The organism is uncultured Microbacterium sp., assembly GCF_963521645.1.
Lineage (GTDB): Bacteria > Actinomycetota > Actinomycetes > Actinomycetales > Microbacteriaceae > Microbacterium.
This window is the reverse complement of the sequence record NZ_CAUQVQ010000049.1, coordinates 1-18,838: the sequence shown is the minus strand read 5'-3', so window position 1 is coordinate 18,838 and position 18,838 is coordinate 1. Positions and strand designations below refer to the sequence as shown.

Below are 18,838 nucleotides of genomic sequence, written 5' to 3'. Positions count from 1 at the left end.
GACCCGGACGAAGGCGACCCGGACGAAGGCGACCCGGACGGAGGCGGGACGGACGAAGGCGGCCGGGCCGGGGCCTACTCGACGGTGACGGACTTCGCGAGATTGCGCGGCTGGTCGACGTCGAGGCCCTTGGCGGTCGCGAGCGCCATCGCGAAGATCTGCAGCGGGACGACCGCGAGCAGCGGCTCGAACATCGCACCCGCGAGCGGAATCCGGATGACCTCGTCGGCGAAGGGCAGCACCGCGGCGTCTCCCTCTTCGGCGACCACGATCACGCGAGCACCACGGGCTCGGATCTCCTGGATGTTCGAGACGACCTTCGAGTGCACGAGCGCCGAGTGACGCGGCGACGGCACCAGCACGAAGACGGGCTGGCCGGGCTCGATCAGCGCGATCGGACCGTGCTTGAGCTCGCCGGCGGCGAACCCCTCGGCGTGGATGTACGAGATCTCCTTGAGCTTGAGCGCTCCCTCGAGGGCGATCGGGAAGCCGACGTGGCGTCCGAGGAAGAGGACCGAACGCGTGTCGGCCATCCAGCCGGCCAGCTGTGACACGTGATCGTTCTCGCTCGCGAGCACCTTCGCGATCTTCTCGGGCAGGGCCGAGAGCTCGGCGACGTCGGCGGATGCGTCCGCGACCGAACCGCGGACGCGGCCCATGTGCAGACCGAGCAGCAGGAGCGCCGTGATCTGAGCGGAGAACGCCTTGGTCGATGCGACGGCGACCTCGGGGCCGGCGTGCGTGTAGACCACGGCATCCGATTCGCGCGGAATCGTGGCTCCCTGCGTGTTGCAGATCGACAGCGTGCGCGCGCCGCGTTCGCGGGCGTACTTCACGGCCATCAGGGTGTCCATCGTCTCGCCCGACTGGCTGATCGACACGACGAGAGTGTCCGCGCCGATCACGGGGTCACGGTAGCGGAACTCGTGCGCCAGCTCGACGTCGACCGGGATGCGCGCCCACTGCTCGATCGCGTACTTGCCGACGAGCGCCGAGTACGCGGCCGTGCCGCATGCGGTGACGATGATGCGGTTGATGCCGAGGAAGAGATCGTCGAGGCCCTCGAGTTCCGGGATGACGACCTGGCCGTCACGGATGCGTCCGCGGAGCGTGTTGGCGACGGCTTCGGGCTGCTCGGCGACCTCCTTGGCCATGAAGCTGGACCATCCGCCCTTCTCGGCGGCAGCGGCGTCCCACGAGACGTCGAACGGCTCGGCCTCCACCGGCGTTCCGGCGAAGTCGGTCACGGTGACGGCGTCGGGGGTGATCGAGACGATCTGGTCCTGACCGATCGCGAGCGCCTTGCGGGTGTGCTCGACGAACGCCGCGACGTCGGAGCCGAGGAAGTTCTCGCCCTCGCCCAGGCCGATCACGAGCGGGGAGTTGCGGCGGGCGCCGACCACGAGTCCCGGGTGGTCCTGGTGCAGCGCGAGGAGCGTGAACGCCCCCTCGAGCCGGTTGACCACACTGCGGAAGGCGAGCTGCAGGTCCCCGCCGTTGCCGCGGTACTCGCGTCCCAGCAGCGCTGCGGCGACCTCGGTGTCGGTCTCGCTGCGGAACTCCACGCCGTCGGCGATCAACTCGTCGCGCAACGTCGAGAAGTTCTCGATGATGCCGTTGTGGATCAGCGCCAGCCGGTCGTCGTCCGCCAGGTGGGGGTGCGCGTTGACATCGGTCGGCCCGCCGTGAGTCGCCCAGCGCGTGTGGCCGATGCCGGTGTGACCGTCTGCGAGAGAGGCGTCGGCGAGGGAATCGCGCAGCGCCGCCAGCTTGCCGGCCTTCTTGCGCATGCCCAGCGTGCCCTCGCCGTCGATGACGGCGACTCCCGCGGAGTCGTAGCCGCGATACTCGAGACGGGCGAGGCCCGCGAGCAGGATGTCCTGGCTGGGCCGAGGGCCCACGTATCCGACGATTCCACACATGTGATCAAGCGTAAGGGCGAGATTTTGCGAAGAGCCCGAACGAACTTGGAGGGCGCCCGCGCTTCAGAGCTTGCGGAGCAGCACGCTCTCGACGCTGTGGTCGATGCCCTTGTTGAGCACCAGTCGTGCACGATGCTTGGTCGGCATCACGTTCTCGATCAGATTCGGCATGTTGATCTCGTTCCAGTACCCGAGCGCCGTGGTGATCGCCTCTTCGTCCGTGAGGTGGGCGAAGACGTTGAAGTACGAGGACGGGTTGGAGAACGCCCCCTCGCGCAGCGCCAGGAACCGGTCGACGTACCACTTCTCGATGTGCGAGGTGTCTGCATCCACGAAGATCGAGAAATCGAAGAGGTCGCTCACGGCGACGTCGTTCGGAGCGGGAGGCGGCTGCAGCACGTTGAGCCCCTCGACGATCACGACATCGGGTCGGCGCACCACGACGTGCGCATCGGGGACGATGTCGTAGCGCATGTGCGAATAGAAGGGGGCACGCACCTCGGCCGCGCCGCTCTTGACCTCGGTGAGGAACTCGATCAGTGCGCGGCGGTCGTAGGACTCGGGGAACCCCTTGCGATCCATGAGCCCCCGCCGCTCGAGTTCGGCGTTGGAGTGCAGAAAACCGTCGGTCGTGACGAGCTCGACGCGCGGCGTGCCCGGCCAGCGGCTCATGAGCTCCCGGAGCAGGCGTGCGATCGTCGACTTGCCGACGGCGACCGAGCCGGCGACCCCCACGACGAACGGCGTCGTCGTGTCGTCCTCCTGAAGGAACGAGCTGGTCGCGACGCCGAGCCGCTTGGTCGCGGTCGCGTACAGACTCAGCAGTCGACTGAGCGGCAGATAGACCTCGCGCACCTCGGTGAGGTCGAGACGGTCTCCGATTCCGCGGAGCTCGACGACTTCGGTCTCGGTGAGCGGCTGATCGAGTCCTGCGGCGAGTCGCGCCCATTCCGCTCGTCCGATCTCCCGGTACGGGGACAGCGGCAGCGTGGAATCGGCGATGGTCACGGATACATCGTAACGGGGCGGCGGTAGTGTCTATCCGTGCGCCTCGGAGTTCTCGACATCGGTTCCAACACCGTCCATATGCTGGCCGCCGACGTGCACCCGGGCGGTCGCCCCCTCGCGACGACGAGCGACCGCAGTGTGCTGCGACTCATGCGGTATCTCACCGAGGACGGGTCGATCTCGGAAGAGGGTGTGCGAGCTCTCGAGGCGGCCGTGGCGCAGGCGCGACGCGTCGCCGAGCAGGAGCGGGTCGACGCACTGCTGGCGACCGCGACCAGCGCCGTGCGCGATGCGACGAACGGGGCCGACGTGATCGCGCGCATCGAGCGCGTGCTCGGCCAGCCGCTCCAGGTGCTCGACGGCGAGACCGAGGCCGAGCTGACGTTCCTGGCGGTGCGCCGCTGGTTCGGGTGGTCGGCGGGCCAGTTGCTGCTCCTCGACATCGGCGGCGGATCGCTGGAGATCGCCGCAGGGGGCGACGAGCTTCCGGATGCCGCCGCATCCGTGCCCCTGGGAGCAGGCCGCATGACCGTGGAGTTCCTTCCCGGAGATCCACCCGGAGAGGACGACGTCGCGCGTCTGCGCGCGCACGCGAGGAGCACTCTCGACGAGGTCCTCCCCCGTTTCGAGGCGCTGCCCCGCCCGGATCATGTCGTCGGCTCGTCGAAGGCCATCCGCTCGCTCGCCCGACTGGCCGGCGATCCGATGCCGGGGTGGTCGGGGATCCAGCGGATGGTGCTGCCGCGCGCAGCTCTGGGATCGTGGATCCCGCGTCTCGCCCGCATCCCCGCCTCCGCGCGCCAGGAGCTGCCGGGGATCACGGCCGACCGGACCTTCCAGATCGTCGCGGCGGCGGTGTCGTTGCACACGGCCATGACGGCGCTCGGAGTCGACGAGCTCGAGGTCTCGCCGTGGGCGCTCCGAGAGGGCGTGCTGCTCCGATACATAGAGCAGCTGGGCCGCTAGGACCGCCGGTCGGCGAGGACCGCACGGTCGACGGCCCCGACACCGCTCCCGCGGCGGCGGCCATCGCACGCACGACCGAGCGCGGCGACGACGGAGCCGACGGGAGCGGCGACGACGGGGTCAGAGCGCGAGGCGTTCTCGCACCACGTCGACCAGGCGGTCGGCGTAGGTCTGTGCGGAATCGGCATCCGCCGCTTCGACCATGACCCGCACGAGCGGTTCGGTGCCCGACTTGCGCAGCAGCACGCGGCCGGTGTCGCCGAGTTCGGCGCCGACCGCACGCACGGCCTCCTGCACGACAGGATCGGCGTCGACCGCATCCTTGTCGACGTCACGCACATTGACCAGCACCTGGGGGTAGACGGTCATCACGGAGGCGAGCTCGGCGATCGTCTTGTTCTGGCGCGCCATCTCCGCCACCAGATGCAGACCCGTGAGCAGGCCGTCACCCGTGGTGGCGTACTCGCTCATGATCACGTGCCCGGACTGCTCTCCGCCGAGCGCATAGCCGCCCTCGTTCATGTCCTCGAGCACGTACCGGTCGCCGACCGCGGTCTGCCGCACGGTGATGCCGTGCTCGCGCATCGCCACATGCAGACCGAGATTGCTCATCACCGTCGCGACCAGCGTGTCGTCGGTGAGGTGGCCGCGCTCCTTCATTGAGACAGCGAGGATCGCCATGATCTGGTCGCCGTCGATGACGTTGCCTCGAGCGTCTACTGCGAGGCAGCGATCGGCGTCGCCGTCATGCGCGATGCCGATGTCAGCGCCGAGCCGGACCACGGCTTCGGCGAGATTGTCGAGGTGGGTCGAGCCGACCCCGTCGTTGATGTTCCAGCCGTCGGGATCCGCCCCGATGACCGTGACATCGGCTCCGGCATCGCGGAACGTCTCGGGAGAGACACCGGATGCCGCGCCGTGCGCGCAGTCCAGAACGACCTTGATGCCGTTCAGACGGTTCGGCAGCGAGCCGAGCAGGTGCACGACGTACCGGTCCTCGGCGTCGGAGAACCGGATGATCCTGCCCACGCCCGCGCCCGTGGGCCGCAGCTTCTCCCCCGCCATCGCGGCTTCGATGCGCTGTTCGACCACGTCGGGGAGCTTGACTCCGCCCCGGGCGAAGATCTTGATCCCGTTGTCGGGCGCTGCGTTGTGCGAGGCCGAGATCATCACGCCGAAGTCGGCGTCGCGGTCGGCGACGAGGAAGGCGAGTGCCGGCGTCGGGATGACTCCGGCCTCGAGCACGTCGACACCCGATGAGGCCAGCCCCGCTGACACCGCGGCGGTGAGGAAGTGACCGGAGACCCGGGGGTCGCGGGCCACGACTGCGGTGAGGCGCTTGCCTTCGGCTTTGCGAGCCTCCGCAGTACGGCCCTGGCCCAGGACGACAGCAGTCGCCTGGGCCAGGGTGAGCGCGAGGTCGGCGGTGAGGATGCCATTGGCGAGTCCTCGCACGCCGTCCGTGCCAAAGATCGGCATCGGAGCAGTGGACCTTAACGCTTGGAGTACTGAGGCGCCTTACGGGCCTTCTTGAGTCCAGCCTTCTTGCGCTCCTTGACGCGAGCGTCACGGGAGAGGAAGCCGGCCTTCTTCAGGGTCGCGCGGTTGTTCTCCTCGTCGATGCCGTTGAGCGAACGAGCGATTCCGAGACGCAGTGCACCGGCCTGGCCCGAGGGGCCACCGCCCGAGATGCGCGCGATGACGTCATAGCCGCCGGCGAGGTTCAGGATCGTGAACGGGTCGTTGATCAGCTGCTGGTGCAGCTTGTTCGGGAAGTAGTCCTCGAGCGTGCGGCCGTTGACCGTGATCGTTCCCGAGCCGGGGACGAGGCGCACGCGGGCGATGGCCTGCTTGCGACGGCCGACAGCGGCACCCGGGACGCTCAGCACGGGGCGGGGAGCCGCCTCGACTGCTTCGGTCTCGGGAGTCGACGTCGAGAAGTTCTGGGGGGTTTCGGTGGTGTCCTGGATGTCAGCCACGAGTATGTCCTTAAGTCTTTACGGCGCTTACTGGGCGACCTGGTCGAGGGTGTACGTCTTGGGCTGCTGAGCGGCGTGCGGGTGCTCTCCACCGACGTAGACCTTGAGCTTCGACAGCTGCTGACGGCCGATGCTGTTCTTGGGGAGCATGCCACGGATGGCCTTCTCGACAGCGCGGACCGGGTTCTTCTCCATGAGCTCGGCGTAGGTGACCGACTTCAGGCCGCCCGGGTAACCCGAGTGGCGGTAGGCCAGCTTCTTCTGGAGCTTCTGACCGGTGAGCGCGACCTTGTCGGCGTTCACGATGATGACGAAGTCACCCGAGTCGATGTGGTTGGCGAAGGTGGGCTTGTGCTTGCCACGCAGGAGCGTAGCGGCGTGCGAGGCCAGGCGGCCGAGAACGACGTCAGTGGCGTCGATGACGACCCAGTCACGCTGGACCTCGCCGGCCTTCGGGGTGTAAGTGCGCGTCACGATAGTGCTGCTTTCTTGTTCGAACGGAGAAGTTCGTGAATCCCACTCCGGGGTGGTTCTTCCCTAGGGGGAGGAACACGCCAGTGGAGGGCTCACGTTCGTAGCACTCGGCAGTCGAGTACCAAAGAGACAGCCTACGTCATCCGCGCGGCAAACCCCAAACCGAGCCGCAGGCGTCAGTCGAGACGCGTCGTCACCAGGATGGGGCGATGATCGCTGAGCCCCTGAGGCAGAGTCGTCACACGCTGGATCTCGAAGCCGACCGAGGTCGCGAAGTCGTAGTGGCCGCGGAACACCCGGTAACGCGTATAGGTGTGGTCGTCGCTCATGGTGAGCGCATAGCCGTGCTCGCGCACCGTCTTGCCGAGGTTCTCCTTGAAGACCGGGTAGTTGTAGTCGCCGACCATCAGCTGCGGCAGCCCCTGCCCGAGCGTCGTGAGCTCGGTCAGGGCCGCGCGGATCTGGTGCCGGCGCAAGGAGTTGAGCGCGGTGAGCGGAGCCGCATGGAACGAGGCGGCGATGAAGTCGCGCCCCGAGTCGATGTCGCGCAGGCGGGCGCCGAGCACTCGCTCGTGCGCCGGCTTCGCGATGCGGTCGTGGAGGGACTTCTTGAGCCCGATCGTGATCACTTCCTGCAGGTGGAACTCGCTCTGCCGGTAGAACAGGGCCAGGCCGAGGCGGTTTCCCTGCGTCGCATCGGCGAGCGCGAGGTCGCCGACGCGGTCGGGCAGATCTGCGACATCGCATTCCTGAAGACAGAGGATGTCGGGATCATGCGCAGCGGTGAGGGCCGCGAGTTCTCCCGCGGCCCGGTGCTTCTGCAGGTTGTATGAGATGACCTTCATCGCATCTCACGCTAGTGCGTTCGCCTTGGATTCCGGTGTCAATGGCCGGTCGGACAGATGAACGGCGCCCCTCGCGGTCAACGGCGCAGAACGCGCTGCGCGAGCCAGTTGCCGAACAGCTGTCCGATCTGGACGATCACGACGATGACCGCCACCGTCACCCACGTCGCCTCCTGATTGAACTGCTGATAGCCGTAGATGATCGCGAAGTTGCCGAGACCGCCGCCGCCGATGTATCCGGCCATGGCAGACATGTCGACCACCGCGATGAACATGAACGTGTAGCCCAGGATCAGCGGAGCCAGCGCCTCGGGGATGACGAGACCGAAAAGGATCGCGAACCGTTTGGCGCCGATCGCGAGAGCCGCCTCCACGATGCCCGGGTCCACCGCGACGAGATTCTGCTCGACGACACGTCCGATGACGACGGCCGCCATGATCGTCATGGGGACGATCGCTGCCTCGGTGCCGAGCGTGGTGCCGGCGATGGCCTTGGTGACGGGGCCCACGGCGGTGAGGAAGATGATGAACGGGATCGGGCGGATCACATTGATCAGCAGGTTCAGCACACCGAACACGGCTCGGTTCGCGAACAGGTTGCCCGGACGCGTGGCGTACAGCACCGCGCCGATCAGCAGACCGGCCGCACCGCCGACGACCAGCGTCACGGCGACCATGTAGACGGTCTCTTGGATCGACTCGAGGAGGACCGGGGTCAGGCTGTCCCAGTCGGTGGCAGAGCGCACGAGACTCACGACTGCACCCCCTCTGCTCCGGAGGGCGCATCCGATGCGCGAAGCAGCTGGGCCCTCGTGTGCGCCGAGAGCTCTGCGACCACCGAGGCCAGCACTGCGTCCTCGGCGTGGATGCGATACGTGAGAGTGCCGAGCTGACTGCCGCGGATGTCTGTGACGCCGCCGAACACGACGGTGTGACGCACGCCGTGAGTCTCGAACACCTCGGCCACGTGCTCGCTGGTGAACTCGTTGACGTCGACGCTGATGAGCGCACCGCCGCCGACCAGAAGCGCCCGCAGAGTCTCCGCCGACGGGACCCCCTGAGTGACGGCAGCGACGAACCGCTCGGTGAGCGCCGCCCGCGGGTGCGCGAACACCCGGTAGGTGTCTCCGCTGTCGACGACCTTTCCGCCGTCCATCACGATCACCTGATCGCACAGCTCGTGCACGACCGAGATCTGGTGCGTGATCACCACGATCGTGATGCCGAGAGTCCGGTTGATTTCCCTCAGGAGTGCGAGCACCTCGCCGGTGGTCTGCGGATCGAGTGCGCTCGTCGCCTCATCTGCGAGCAGCAGCTCCGGGTTGGCCGCGATCGCTCGGGCGATTCCGACACGCTGCTTCTGGCCTCCCGAGAGCGCACGCGGATAGCTGTGCGCCTTGTCGCCGATGCCGACGAAGTCGAGCAGTTCGGCGACGCGCGGACCGATGTCCTGCCTCCTCCATCCCGCCACCTTGAGCGGATACGCCACATTCCCTCGCACCGTGCGTGAATTGAAGAGGTTGAACTGCTGGAAGATCATGCCGATGCGTCCGCGCAGTCCACGCAGCTCGGTCGCGGAGGCAGAGCCCACATCGACTCCGAGCACCTCGACGAGCCCCGCAGTCGGCTTCTCGAGCCCGTTGACCAGGCGGACGAGCGTGGACTTCCCCGCACCCGAATAGCCGATCACGCCCACGATCGAGCCCCGCTCGACCCGAAGGTCCACATCCTCGAGCGCAGCGACGGCGGGCCCCCGTCGGGCGGCGGGGAATCCCTTGGACACCCCGTCGAAACTGATCACCGTCATGGGGCCGCCGCCGTGGTGGGTCACTGCGTCGCGCGCAGCTGGTCTTCGAGGTCGGCCAGTTCGGTCTGGAGGTCTTCCGCACTCCAGTCCGCCTTGAACTGCAGGTTGCCCTGGTTGAGCTCCGTCACCGATGCCTCGACCTCGGCACTGTGGTAGGCCTCGATCAGCTTCTCCCAGCGGGGATCGTCCTTCTGGTCCTCACGCACGACGAACGCGTTGATGTACGGGGCGAGCTCCGGGTCGTCCAGATCCTCCTTGAAGATGATGAGGTCGTCGCCCAGGCCGCCCTTCTGAGCCTGCGTGTTGTTGACGATCGCGGCCTGTGCACTGCCGTCCTTGAGCGCGGTGACGGTCTGGTTCGCGTCGACGGGGAGCACCTCGACGCTGCTCGAGACGATGTCGTCGGGAGTCGAGAGGCTGTTGCCGCCGTCCTCCAGCTCGATGAGCCCCGCTCGCTGCAGGTTCAGGAGAGCGCGCGCGAGGTTCGTCGGGTTGTTCGGAACCGCCACGGTCGCACCCTCAGGGAGCTCCTCGACGTCGGTGAACTCCTCGGAGTAGATCGCCAGCGGGTAGACCGCTGTCGCTCCGACGGGCACCAGGGTGCCCTCGTTGTTGACGTTGAACTGCGAGAGGAAGATCAGGTGCTGGAACAGGTTCACGTCCAGCTCGCCATCCTGCACACCCTGGTTGAGCTGCACGCCGTCGTTGATCGTTCGGACCTCGAGCTCGATGCCCTCGTCCGCGAGCTTGTCCTTGAGGATGGTCCAGTGCGCTTCGGTGCCGTCGTCCGCGCCGATCACGATGGTGCTGGTCTCGGCGTCGTCGGCGCTGCCTGAGGCCGACTCCGCAGATCCCGAGCAGGCCGCCATCGACAGCGTCAGGGCGCTGGCGGCGAGCACACCGAGTACGGACAGGAGCTTCTTCTTGGCACGGGGTTCATTCACAAGACGAGAGTGAAGCACGCTCGACGTACATCGACCGTCGGCTCGGTAACCGCGCGTAATCGAGGACTTTTATCGTAATGCGAGACCGGATCCGTGCTCGCGGATCACTACGGTGAGACGGTGACCGTCAGCCTGCTGGAGCACGAGGCGCTCGAATTCGTCCGCGCCCTGATCCGCATCGAGAGCATCAACACGGGGTCGCCCGACACCATCGGCGACGGCGAGACGCGAGCCGCCCGCCTCGTGCAGGAGAGGCTCGAGGATGCCGGCATAGCGACGACGTTCGTGGAGCCCGTCCCCGGGCGCGGCAGTGTGATCGCGCGACTCTCGGGCACCGATCCCGAGGCAGGCGCGCTCATCGTGCACGCCCACCTCGACGTGGTTCCGGTCGACGAGCGCGAGTGGACGCGTCCCCCCTTCGGTGCGGTGGTCGAGGACGGCATCCTCTACGGCCGCGGCGCGGTGGACATGAAGGACTTCGCCGGGGTCATCCTCGCTGTGGCCCGAGAGTTCGCACGCTCCGGAACCCGACCGCGACGCGACCTGATCTTCGCGTTCCTCGCCGACGAGGAGGCCGGAGGCCGCTGGGGCGCGTCCTGGATCGTCGACAATCGACCGGATCTCCTGACCGGGGCCACCGAGGCGATCAGCGAGGTCGGCGGGTTCTCCGTCCCATTCGCGGGGAGTCGACGGGCCTACCTGCTCGCGACCGCCGAGAAGGGTGTGGGCGGCGCCGTGCTCACCGCCCACGGCGAGGCCGGGCACGCATCGCGTCCGAGGCACGACGACCCAGTGGTGCGGCTGGCGTCCGCTGTCGCGCGGATCGGCGCTCACCGTTTCCCGGTGGTGCGGACTCCGGCGCTCGAGCGCTTCCTGGAGGTCTTCGGAGCTGAACGCGGAGTCACCTTCACCGACGACGATCTCGATGCGCAGCTCGACGACATCGGGTTCCTCGGGCGCGTGATCGCCGCATCCGCCCGCCAGACTGTGGCGCCGACGGTACTGCGCGCCGGAGACAAGAGCAACATCATCCCCGCGACCGCGCAGGCGTCGCTCGACCTCCGTGCACTTCCCGACCGCGAGCACGAACTCCGTGAGCAGATCCTGCGCCTTGCCGGCGACGAGGTCGAGGTGACCTGGTCGGAATCGCTCGCACCGATAGCCTCTCCCCTCGACACCCGGTTCCAGAGCGTGATCGCCCGCTCCGTCGCGGCCGAGGACCCGAGCGGGGTCGTCGTGCCCTATCTGCTCCCGGCTTCGACCGACAACAAGCACTTCGCGCGGCTGGGTGTCTTCGGGTACGGCTTCGTGCCGCTGCGAGTGCCGGACGAATTCGATGTCTACGGGCAGTTCCACGCGGCCGACGAGTGCGTGCCCGTGGAGAGTCTGCACTTCAGCGCTCGAACCACCGCGAGGATCCTCCGCGACGCCTGAACGTCGCTCTCCGGTGCGGCGAGCGCGGAGGTCATCCGCTCGCGTCGCCCCGTCTGGCGCGCGTCTGCTGGGCGCGCATCGAGAGGAGATCGTCGGCCGGGTACCCCACCTCGGTGAGCGTGAGTCCGCGCGCGGCGAGCACCTTGAACTCGCTGGTGCGGGTGAGCGCGTCGCGCAGCACCACGAGATCGGCGACGTCGAGCCGACCTTCGCCGACAGCGACGCACGCTCCGACCAGCGCCCTCACCATGCTGTGGCAGAACGCGTCCGCCTTGACCTCGGCGACCAGCACGCCCTCGTCGTCACGGGTCCATCGATAGTCGAGCAGCGTCCGGATCGTCGTCGCCTCTTCGCGCGGCTTGCAATAGGCCGCGAAGTCGTGCAGGCCGATGAGCGTGCGCGCGGCGACATCCATCGTGTGCTCGTCGAGGGTCCCGCGGTGACTCGTCGTGTCGTGGCGACGGACCGGGTCGTAACCCGAGGCATCGTCCGCCAGGCGGTATCGGTAACGTCGCCACACCGCCGAGAAACGCGCGTCGAACCCCTCCGGCGCGAGTGACGTGCGAGTCACCGTGGCGTCGGGATAGGCGCCGAGCACGCCGCGCATGCGCCGGGCGATCGAGGCCGCCGGGTCCTGCGGGGCGCGTCCGTTCCGCGACTCGACCCGCGACCACTGCTCGTCATCGAGATCGACGTGCGCCACCTGGCCCTGCGCGTGCACCCCGGCATCCGTGCGCCCTGCGACGACGAACTGCACGTCGGAGCCGACGATGCGAGCGAGCGCGGCCTCGAGAGTCCCCTGCACAGTCCGCAGGGTTGGCTGCTTCGCCCACCCACGGAAGTGGGTGCCGTCGTAGGCGATGTCGAGCCGGATGCGCACGGATAAAGCCTAGGGCGTCGCCGCGCGCGATCCGGCTCCGGTCGACTGCTGCCGATCAGATGCCGCCGTCGATCGAGCGGATGCTGACGCTCGGCTCGTCCGGCACCATCACCTGCGTGTCACGGTTGAGACTCTCGCCGCGGAAGAACCGCTTGGAACGCGGGAAGAGGTACCAGAGGAACATCAGCACCAGCCCGGACGCGAGCGACCCGATGCCGATCACGAACGTCCCGCCGATGCCGAACAGCACCGTGTAGCCGTAGTCGACGTCCCACATGTCGATGGCGGACTGCACGAACGCGCCGGTGAGCATGAGGCCGCCGAGCAGCGGGAACAGCCCTTTGAAGAAGAAGTCCCTCGGCGACGCGGTGAGGTCCTTGCGGAAGTACCAGACGCAGGCGAATCCGGTGATCGCGTAGTAGAACGCGATCGCGAGGCCGAGCGAGAGGATCGAGTCCTGCAGGATGTTGTCGCTGATGAGGGTCATGCCGACGTAGTAGAGCGACGCCACGACGCCCATCACGATCGTCGAGAAGGAGGGCGTCTTGTAGGTCGGGTGCACGTCCTTGAACTTCGCGGGGAGCGCACGGTAGACACCCATCGCCAGAGTGCCTCGCGCCGTCGGGAGGATCGTCGTCTGCGTCGAGGAGACGGCCGAGATGATGACCGCGACGACCAGCACCCAGCCGAACGGACCGAGGAGTCCGTCCTTGATCGCGAGGAAGAAGTCGTCGGCGTTGGCCTCATTTCCGAGGCCCGAGCCCGAGTCGCCGAGTCCGGCGTACATCATGGCCGCGATCGTCACGCCGACGTAGGTGAACAGCAGGATGACGGTGGTGAGCAGCGCCGCTCGGCCGGGAATGCGCTTCGGATCCTTGGTCTCCTCGTTGAGCGCGAGGCAGGTGTCCCAGCCCCAGTAGATGAAGAGGGCGAGCAGGATCGACTCGGTGAAGCCCGACCACGAGGTGAAGGCGAACGGGTTCAACCACTCGAGGTCGAACGGCGTGGGGTCGGGAGCGGTGCCGCCGAGGAACTGCCAGAGGGCGGCCACCACGAAGATCGCGAGCGCGAGGTACTGGATGCCGAGCAGGATGTTCTGGATGCGCTCGCCGATCTCGACCCCGCGCCAGCTCACCCACGTCATCGCGGCGATGAAGAGCACCGCCACCAGGATGATGCGCCAGTCGTTGTTCTCGAGGTCGAAGCCGATCAGCGACCAGAAGTACACCGAGGCGATCTGCGCGAGGTTGGCGAGCACGACCATGCCGGCGACCGCGACGCCCCAGCCGCCCATCCACCCGACCCACGGTCCGAACGCCTTCGTGCCCCAGGTGAAGGTCGTGCCGCAGTCGGGAACCGCGTTGTTCAGCTCGCGGTAGGCGAACGCGATCAGCAGCATCGGGACGAACGCGATGATGAAGGCGATCGGGGCCTGCGCCCCGACCGCGAGCACCACGAAGCCGAGCGTGGCGACGAGCGAGTACACCGGCGCCGTCGATGCCAGACCGATCACGGTCGACCCCCACAGGCCCAGCGAACCGCTTGCGAGCCCCTTGCCGTCGGGGCGTTCGAGATGGATCGGCGTCGTAGCTGACATGCTCAGAACATACGACTACTGCGTATATCGCGTCAATCGTTTTCTTGTCACAACGGAATCCGCGAGGAAATGGGGCTATTCACAACCGATTCCGTCGACCTAGTCGCGACCGATCATTCCGTCCGCGTGGTCTGCGACCCACTCCACGAGAGGGAGCATCCGCTGCATCAGATCGCGCCCGAGCGGCGTCAGGCTGTACTCGACGTGCGGGGGCACCGAGGGGAAGGATTCACGCCGCACGAGACCGTCGTCGGCCAAGGTCCGCAGTGTCGACGCCAGCATCTTCTCGCTGATGCCGCCGACTTCCCGTCGCAGTTCGCCCCAGCGGTGGGTGCCATCGGACAGCGACGAGAGCACGAGCACTCCCCATTTGCTCATGACGTGGTCGAGCACGACCCGGGTGCTGCAGCCGGGCTCGAAGATCTGCGGTGTGGACTCCCGGATCTGCGCATAACTAACCGTCATGTGGGTACCTTACGTCAAAGTGGGTACCGGCGCATCGGAATGTTCACGGGGCGGCCCGGGGTTGTGGGTCATGTCACCTACGAAAGGACACCCCATGACCATCCTCGTCACCGGTTCGACCGGCAGCCTCGGACGCCTCGTCATCGCCAGCCTTCTCGAGCGCGGGGCGGACCCGCAGTCGATCGTCGCCGGCGCACGCGACACGGCCAAGGCGAGCGATCTCGGGGTGCGGGTCGCCCACCTGGACTACACCGACCCCTCCTCCATCGCCGCGGCCCTCGACGGAGTCGAGTCGGTGCTCCTGATCTCGGGATCCGAGGTCGGCCAGCGCGTGCCTCAGCACCAGGCCGTGATCGATGCGGCGAAGGCCGCCGGCGTGACCAAGTTCGTCTACACCAGCGCCCCCAAGGCCACGACCAGCGACCTCGTCCTCGCTCCCGAGCACAAGGCCACCGAAGAGGCGATCGTCGCCGCCGACCTCCCCGCCGTGATCCTCCGCAACAACTGGTACACCGAGAACTACGCCGCCGACCTGGCCCGCGCCGCCGAGACCGGCGTCGTGGCATCCGGCGCGGCATCCGGTCGTGTCGCCTCGGCGAGCCGCAAGGACTTCGCGGAGGCCGCCGCGGTGGTCCTGCTCGAAGACGGCCACATCGGCCGGGTGTACGAACTCGGCGGCGACGTCGCGTGGGACTACACCGAGCTCGCGGCAGCGATCTCCGAGGTGACGGGTCGCGATGTGACGTACCGCCCGCTGTCCGCCGACGAGCAGCTCGCGGGGCTGCAGGCGGCCGGTCTCGACGAGGGCACGGCGGGCTTCGTCGTCGCTCTGGACGCCGGCATCGCTGCGGGCGCTCTCGCCGACAGCGACGGCACGATGTCGCGCCTCATCGGCCGGCCGACCACACCCCTCGTGGACGGCCTGCGCGCGATCGCCTGATCAGCGCCGTCACGCCGCCGCCGATCCGCAGCGGTGAGGCGCCGACCGTCCCCACGGTCGGCGCCTCGGCCCGTTCGCGCGGACTCAGTCCGACGATGCCTCCCGAGGATGGACGTACGCGATCGTGAGCACGATCCCGACGACCCCCAGCCCGTCATCCGCGAGGACCTGCGCGACGGCGCTGCGCACATCACGCAGCAGGTCGACGGCGCTCGCCGAGTACTCGATGCCGAGCGACGCCTCCACCTGGACCCCGTCGTCGGCGACGCGAACGGCCACGAGAGGTTCATCGATTCGGCTGATGCCGACCGCCACAGCGCTCTCTCCGACCAGATTCGACATCAGCGAGCCCGCGCGATACACACTGCGCACGCCCGGCGTCGCCAGCACGACGGCCTCGAGCCGCTCTGCGAGTCCGGGTAGAGCTGTCGCGGTCATGATGCCTCCTCCTGCGCGCTGCTGATCCTCTGGATGTCCCGCACGGTGATGTCGATCGCGGTCACCGTGAGCGACGTCTGCCGCCGCAGACGCTCGGCGACCTCTTCGCGGAGCCGGTCGACCACCCGAGGGATCGACTCCCCATAGACCGCGTTGACCTCGATGGCTATCCGGATCGGCTCGCCCACCACGGTCACATCACCGTCGAGGATCGCCCGGCCCACCACGATGCCCGCCACGGCGTTCTCCGCCGAGCGGATGAGTCCCCGGACCGCGCCCTCGGTGATTCCGAAGTCGTCCGCCGGCTCGGACTCGGCGAACGGAATGCGACGACCCGCGCGGGCGTCCAGGGCGATGCCCGACAGGATGCGATCCACCCAGCCGTCGTCGACCTCGGGCATCGCCGCGGCATCCGCCTCGATCAGCTGGCCACCCAGCCCCCGGAGCCGTTCGAGCGCGTCGAGTGCGAGTTGACACCCGGGAGAGCCTTCGATCGACGGGTCGACAGGACTCCTCTCGGCCTCGAGGTAGTCGCTCAATTCTTCGAGCGTGTGTCCGTCGAGATCGCCCGGCTCGAGTCCGAGCTGACGGACATCGGACGCCGCCTGGTCATCGCTCATCGCCACGCCTCCATTCGCACGATCATGAATTTGCGGGCCCTCGCGAGAAGACCCCGCGCCGTGGACACCGAGATGTCGAGCTCGGCGGCGATCTCGTCGTATGAATACCCGCCCATCTCCCGGAGCACCCAGCACTCGCGCTGCGCCGCCGGCAGCTCTTGCGGGGCGGCGCCCAGAGCCTCGATGCCCGCACGCGCCTCCACGACGCGGGCAGGCGCCGTGCGCGACGGCGCCGCCTGCTCCACATCGTCGACATCGAGCATCGGCCTCAGGGCTCGGATGCGATCGACCGCTTTGCGGCTCACGATGCGCATCAGCCAGCTCTTGACCTTCGCGGGGTCGTCGAGTTCGGAGAACCGCTGCCACGCGGTCACGAAGGTCTCCTGAACGATGTCGTCGACATCGGCTGAGGCGTTCAGCATCCGCTGCGTGTATGCGCGCATCATCGGCGTGTACCTGCGCACGAGCACCGCGAATGCGGCCACGTCGCCGTCCATGGCCCGACCGGCGACGATCCGGTCGTCGGCCTGCTCGAGAGAAGTGCGAAAGCGCTCCCCACCCATGCGTCTACTCCCTCTTCCATTCCCCCGAAGGAATTCGGAACCAACCGCTGAACGGATCGGATCGCCGATCCGATCCCGATGTCACGAGCGGCTGATCCGATCACTCGGTCGCGTCTCGATGGGTCACAGGACACGCGTCTCAGCCGACTCGGCGGGAGCGACGTCGTCGTCAGACGCGTCATCGGAGGGAATGTGGACGTCGTCGATGGTGATGTTGACCTCGACGGCCTGCTTGCCGACGAATTCGCTCATCGCGACGGAGATCGCCGCGCGCACGTCATCCGCGACCTTCTGCAGCGATGCCGGATACTCGGCGACGATGGTCACATCGACAGCCACCTGGGTCTCGCCGACCTCGACGCTCACGCCCTGAGTGAGGTCGGTCGAGTTGAGGGCGTCGCGGATCGCTCCGACCGCGCGCGCGGCTCCGCCGCCGAGAGCATGCACGCCCGGCACCTCGCGAGCGGCGATGCCGGCGATCTTCGCGACCACGCCGTTCTCGATGATGGTCCGCCCCGTCGACGCGACGGCCGACTGTGCCTATGCGACCTGTGCGGTGGACTGCTGTGCGTTCGAGGCGTTCGCCATCATGTGCTCCTTCGTGAGGGTGATCCGGTCCCCGTGCGGGGAGGGCCGCAGTGCAGCGACATCCCTAAGACGGATGCTACGAACGATTCGTCACAGATTGGTCCTGATCCGTGACGAAGGCCGCTCCCGAGCGGGGAGCGGCCTTCGTCGGAGATCGGGTGTCAGCGCGCCGTGCGAGCGAACGCGACCGACGCCAGCGCGGCGGCCTGATCGCCGAGGACGGCATCGTCGAACACCACCCGCGGCGAGTGGTTCCACTCGATCGTGCGCGGGTCGAGGTCGGGCGGGGAGGTCATCAGTGCGATGAACGTGCCCGGCACCTCGTCCAGCACGAAGGCGAAGTCCTCCGACCCCATCATCGGCGTCGGCATGACCACGACGCGCTGCTCACCGAAGGTCCTCTGCAGTGCGTCGACGGTCTCGCTCGTCTCCGCCGGGTCGTTGACGGTCACGGGGTACATCGTCTCGAACCGGACCTCGGCCGCCAGCCCGTGCGCGGACGCCACGCCCTCGATCACGCGAGGCAGCCCTTCCTGAAGAACCGCAAGCGAGGCCGGCGACATGTTGCGGACCGTGGCCGCCAGCTCGACCTGTTCGGGGATGACGTTGACCGCACCGTCTCCCGTCGAGAGCCGCGTCACCGACAGCACGACGGGGTCGAACGCATCGAATCGCCGAGTCACGAAGCTCTGCAGTGCCAGCACGATCTCGGCGGCGGCGGGCACCGGGTCGAGAGTCTGGTGCGGCTGCGATCCGTGACCTCCGCGTCCCTTCACCGTGACGAAGAGCTGGTTCGAGCCCGCGGCCACCGCACCGCTCCTGGTCGCGAAGAGTCCGCGCGGACCGGGCGCGACGTGAATCGCGTAGGCCGCGACCGGGCGTTCGCCGGCCGCGTCGAGCAGCCCCTCCTCGATCATGACCTTCGCGCCGCCGTGCCCCTCCTCCCCCGGCTGGAACATGAAGATGACCGATCCGTGCAACTCGTCCTTCCGAGCGGACAGCAGCTTGGCCGCGCCGACGAGTCCCGCGGTGTGCAGATCATGTCCGCACGCATGCATCGCTCCGTTCGTCGAGGCGAAGTCCAGCCCCGTCGTCTCGTCGATGGGCAGTGCGTCCATGTCGCCGCGCACCAGCACCGCGGGGCCGGGCCGGTCCCCGCGCAGGACCGCCACGACCGAGGTGGTCCTGGTGCCGGTGCTGATCTCGAGGGGCAGTCCGGCGAGGGCGTCGAGGACCTTCTGCTGAGTGCGCGGCAGATCGAGCCCCAGCTCGGGGTCGGCGTGCAGTGCTCGGCGCAGGGCGATCAGGTCGGGCAGGATCGCTGTGGCGTCCGCCACGAAATCGGGGGTGGTCACGAGTCAGCCTTTC

The 18,838-nt window shown here is 67.9% G+C and carries 20 protein-coding genes; 3 read left to right on the top strand and 17 right to left on the bottom strand.

The features are described 5' to 3' along the window. Positions 1 to 74: 74 nt before the first annotated feature. A complete protein-coding gene (gene glmS / locus RWO82_RS10985; RefSeq protein WP_314426813.1) occupies positions 75 to 1,922 on the bottom strand; it encodes a glutamine--fructose-6-phosphate transaminase (isomerizing) in 1,848 nt (615 codons plus the stop codon). Between the two features lie 63 nt (positions 1,923 to 1,985). Then, entirely contained in the window at positions 1,986 to 2,930 is a 945-nt protein-coding gene (gene coaA, locus RWO82_RS10980) for a type I pantothenate kinase (protein WP_314426811.1), read from the bottom strand. Positions 2,931 to 2,966: 36 nt separating this feature from the next. On the opposite strand from coaA, the gene RWO82_RS10975 reads away from it, so the two are divergent. Beyond that, complete coding sequence (locus RWO82_RS10975) at positions 2,967 to 3,896, top strand: Ppx/GppA family phosphatase (RefSeq protein WP_314426807.1); 930 nt, start codon at positions 2,967 to 2,969, stop codon at positions 3,894 to 3,896. 120 nt (positions 3,897 to 4,016) lie between these two features. Here the strand turns inward: RWO82_RS10975 and glmM are convergent, their stop codons facing one another. The 7 genes from glmM to RWO82_RS10940 form a co-directional block, all read right to left on the bottom strand. Continuing rightward, positions 4,017 to 5,375, bottom strand: a complete 1,359-nt coding sequence (gene glmM, locus RWO82_RS10970; RefSeq protein ID WP_314426804.1) for a phosphoglucosamine mutase — start codon at positions 5,373 to 5,375, stop codon at positions 4,017 to 4,019. A 14-nt stretch (positions 5,376 to 5,389) separates the two neighbouring features. Next, complete coding sequence (gene rpsI / locus RWO82_RS10965; protein WP_201469061.1) at positions 5,390 to 5,875, bottom strand: 30S ribosomal protein S9; 486 nt, start codon at positions 5,873 to 5,875, stop codon at positions 5,390 to 5,392. Positions 5,876 to 5,902: 27 nt separating this feature from the next. Beyond that, complete coding sequence (gene rplM / locus RWO82_RS10960) at positions 5,903 to 6,349, bottom strand: 50S ribosomal protein L13 (protein WP_045253410.1); 447 nt, start codon at positions 6,347 to 6,349, stop codon at positions 5,903 to 5,905. 176 nt (positions 6,350 to 6,525) lie between these two features. Beyond that, positions 6,526 to 7,194 (bottom strand): endonuclease/exonuclease/phosphatase family protein, encoded by a 669-nt coding sequence (locus tag RWO82_RS10955; RefSeq protein ID WP_314426798.1) that lies wholly within the window; start codon positions 7,192 to 7,194, stop codon positions 6,526 to 6,528. A gap of 77 nt (positions 7,195 to 7,271) precedes the next feature. After that, a complete protein-coding gene (locus RWO82_RS10950; RefSeq protein ID WP_314426817.1) occupies positions 7,272 to 7,871 on the bottom strand; it encodes an ABC transporter permease subunit in 600 nt (199 codons plus the stop codon). 74 nt (positions 7,872 to 7,945) lie between these two features. Further along, entirely contained in the window at positions 7,946 to 9,001 is a 1,056-nt protein-coding gene (locus RWO82_RS10945) for a methionine ABC transporter ATP-binding protein (protein ID WP_314426795.1), read from the bottom strand. 20 nt (positions 9,002 to 9,021) lie between these two features. Beyond that, positions 9,022 to 9,945 carry a MetQ/NlpA family ABC transporter substrate-binding protein gene (locus tag RWO82_RS10940; RefSeq protein ID WP_314426793.1) on the bottom strand — a complete coding sequence of 308 codons (924 nt, stop codon included), beginning with the start codon at positions 9,943 to 9,945 and terminating at the stop codon, positions 9,022 to 9,024. Between the two features lie 120 nt (positions 9,946 to 10,065). On the opposite strand from RWO82_RS10940, the gene RWO82_RS10935 reads away from it, so the two are divergent. Next, positions 10,066 to 11,379, top strand: a complete 1,314-nt coding sequence (locus RWO82_RS10935) for a M20/M25/M40 family metallo-hydrolase (protein ID WP_314426791.1) — start codon at positions 10,066 to 10,068, stop codon at positions 11,377 to 11,379. A 31-nt stretch (positions 11,380 to 11,410) separates the two neighbouring features. On the opposite strand, the gene truA is transcribed toward RWO82_RS10935, so the two are convergent. From truA to RWO82_RS10920, 3 genes are all read right to left on the bottom strand, one after another. Then, on the bottom strand, positions 11,411 to 12,259 hold the full coding sequence (gene truA / locus RWO82_RS10930; RefSeq protein ID WP_314426789.1) for a tRNA pseudouridine(38-40) synthase TruA: 849 nt from the start codon (positions 12,257 to 12,259) through the stop codon (positions 11,411 to 11,413). 55 nt (positions 12,260 to 12,314) lie between these two features. Then, positions 12,315 to 13,856 carry an APC family permease gene (locus tag RWO82_RS10925; RefSeq protein WP_314426787.1) on the bottom strand — a complete coding sequence of 514 codons (1,542 nt, stop codon included), beginning with the start codon at positions 13,854 to 13,856 and terminating at the stop codon, positions 12,315 to 12,317. Between the two features lie 99 nt (positions 13,857 to 13,955). Then, entirely contained in the window at positions 13,956 to 14,321 is a 366-nt protein-coding gene (locus RWO82_RS10920) for a helix-turn-helix domain-containing protein (RefSeq protein WP_314426785.1), read from the bottom strand. Between the two features lie 94 nt (positions 14,322 to 14,415). Between RWO82_RS10920 and RWO82_RS10915 the strand changes: the two genes are divergently transcribed. Next, a complete protein-coding gene (locus RWO82_RS10915) occupies positions 14,416 to 15,261 on the top strand; it encodes an SDR family oxidoreductase (RefSeq protein WP_314426783.1) in 846 nt (281 codons plus the stop codon). A gap of 84 nt (positions 15,262 to 15,345) precedes the next feature. Here RWO82_RS10915 and RWO82_RS10910 read toward each other — a convergent pair whose 3' ends face one another. The 5 genes from RWO82_RS10910 to RWO82_RS10890 form a co-directional block, all read right to left on the bottom strand. After that, positions 15,346 to 15,699: a hypothetical protein gene (locus tag RWO82_RS10910; RefSeq protein ID WP_314426782.1), complete on the bottom strand. Its 354-nt coding sequence runs from the start codon at positions 15,697 to 15,699 to the stop codon at positions 15,346 to 15,348. After that, positions 15,696 to 16,319, bottom strand: a complete 624-nt coding sequence (locus RWO82_RS10905) for an Asp23/Gls24 family envelope stress response protein (RefSeq protein ID WP_314426780.1) — start codon at positions 16,317 to 16,319, stop codon at positions 15,696 to 15,698. Before RWO82_RS10905 ends, RWO82_RS10910 begins: the two co-directional genes overlap by 4 nt. Continuing rightward, on the bottom strand, positions 16,316 to 16,882 hold the full coding sequence (locus RWO82_RS10900) for a sigma-70 family RNA polymerase sigma factor (RefSeq protein ID WP_314426777.1): 567 nt from the start codon (positions 16,880 to 16,882) through the stop codon (positions 16,316 to 16,318). The genes RWO82_RS10905 and RWO82_RS10900 overlap by 4 nt, the downstream gene beginning before the upstream one ends. 123 nt (positions 16,883 to 17,005) lie before the next feature. Then, positions 17,006 to 17,389 carry an Asp23/Gls24 family envelope stress response protein gene (locus RWO82_RS10895; protein WP_314426815.1) on the bottom strand — a complete coding sequence of 128 codons (384 nt, stop codon included), beginning with the start codon at positions 17,387 to 17,389 and terminating at the stop codon, positions 17,006 to 17,008. A gap of 242 nt (positions 17,390 to 17,631) precedes the next feature. Next, complete coding sequence (locus tag RWO82_RS10890) at positions 17,632 to 18,825, bottom strand: M20 family metallopeptidase (protein WP_314426775.1); 1,194 nt, start codon at positions 18,823 to 18,825, stop codon at positions 17,632 to 17,634. Positions 18,826 to 18,838: the final 13 nt, after the last annotated feature.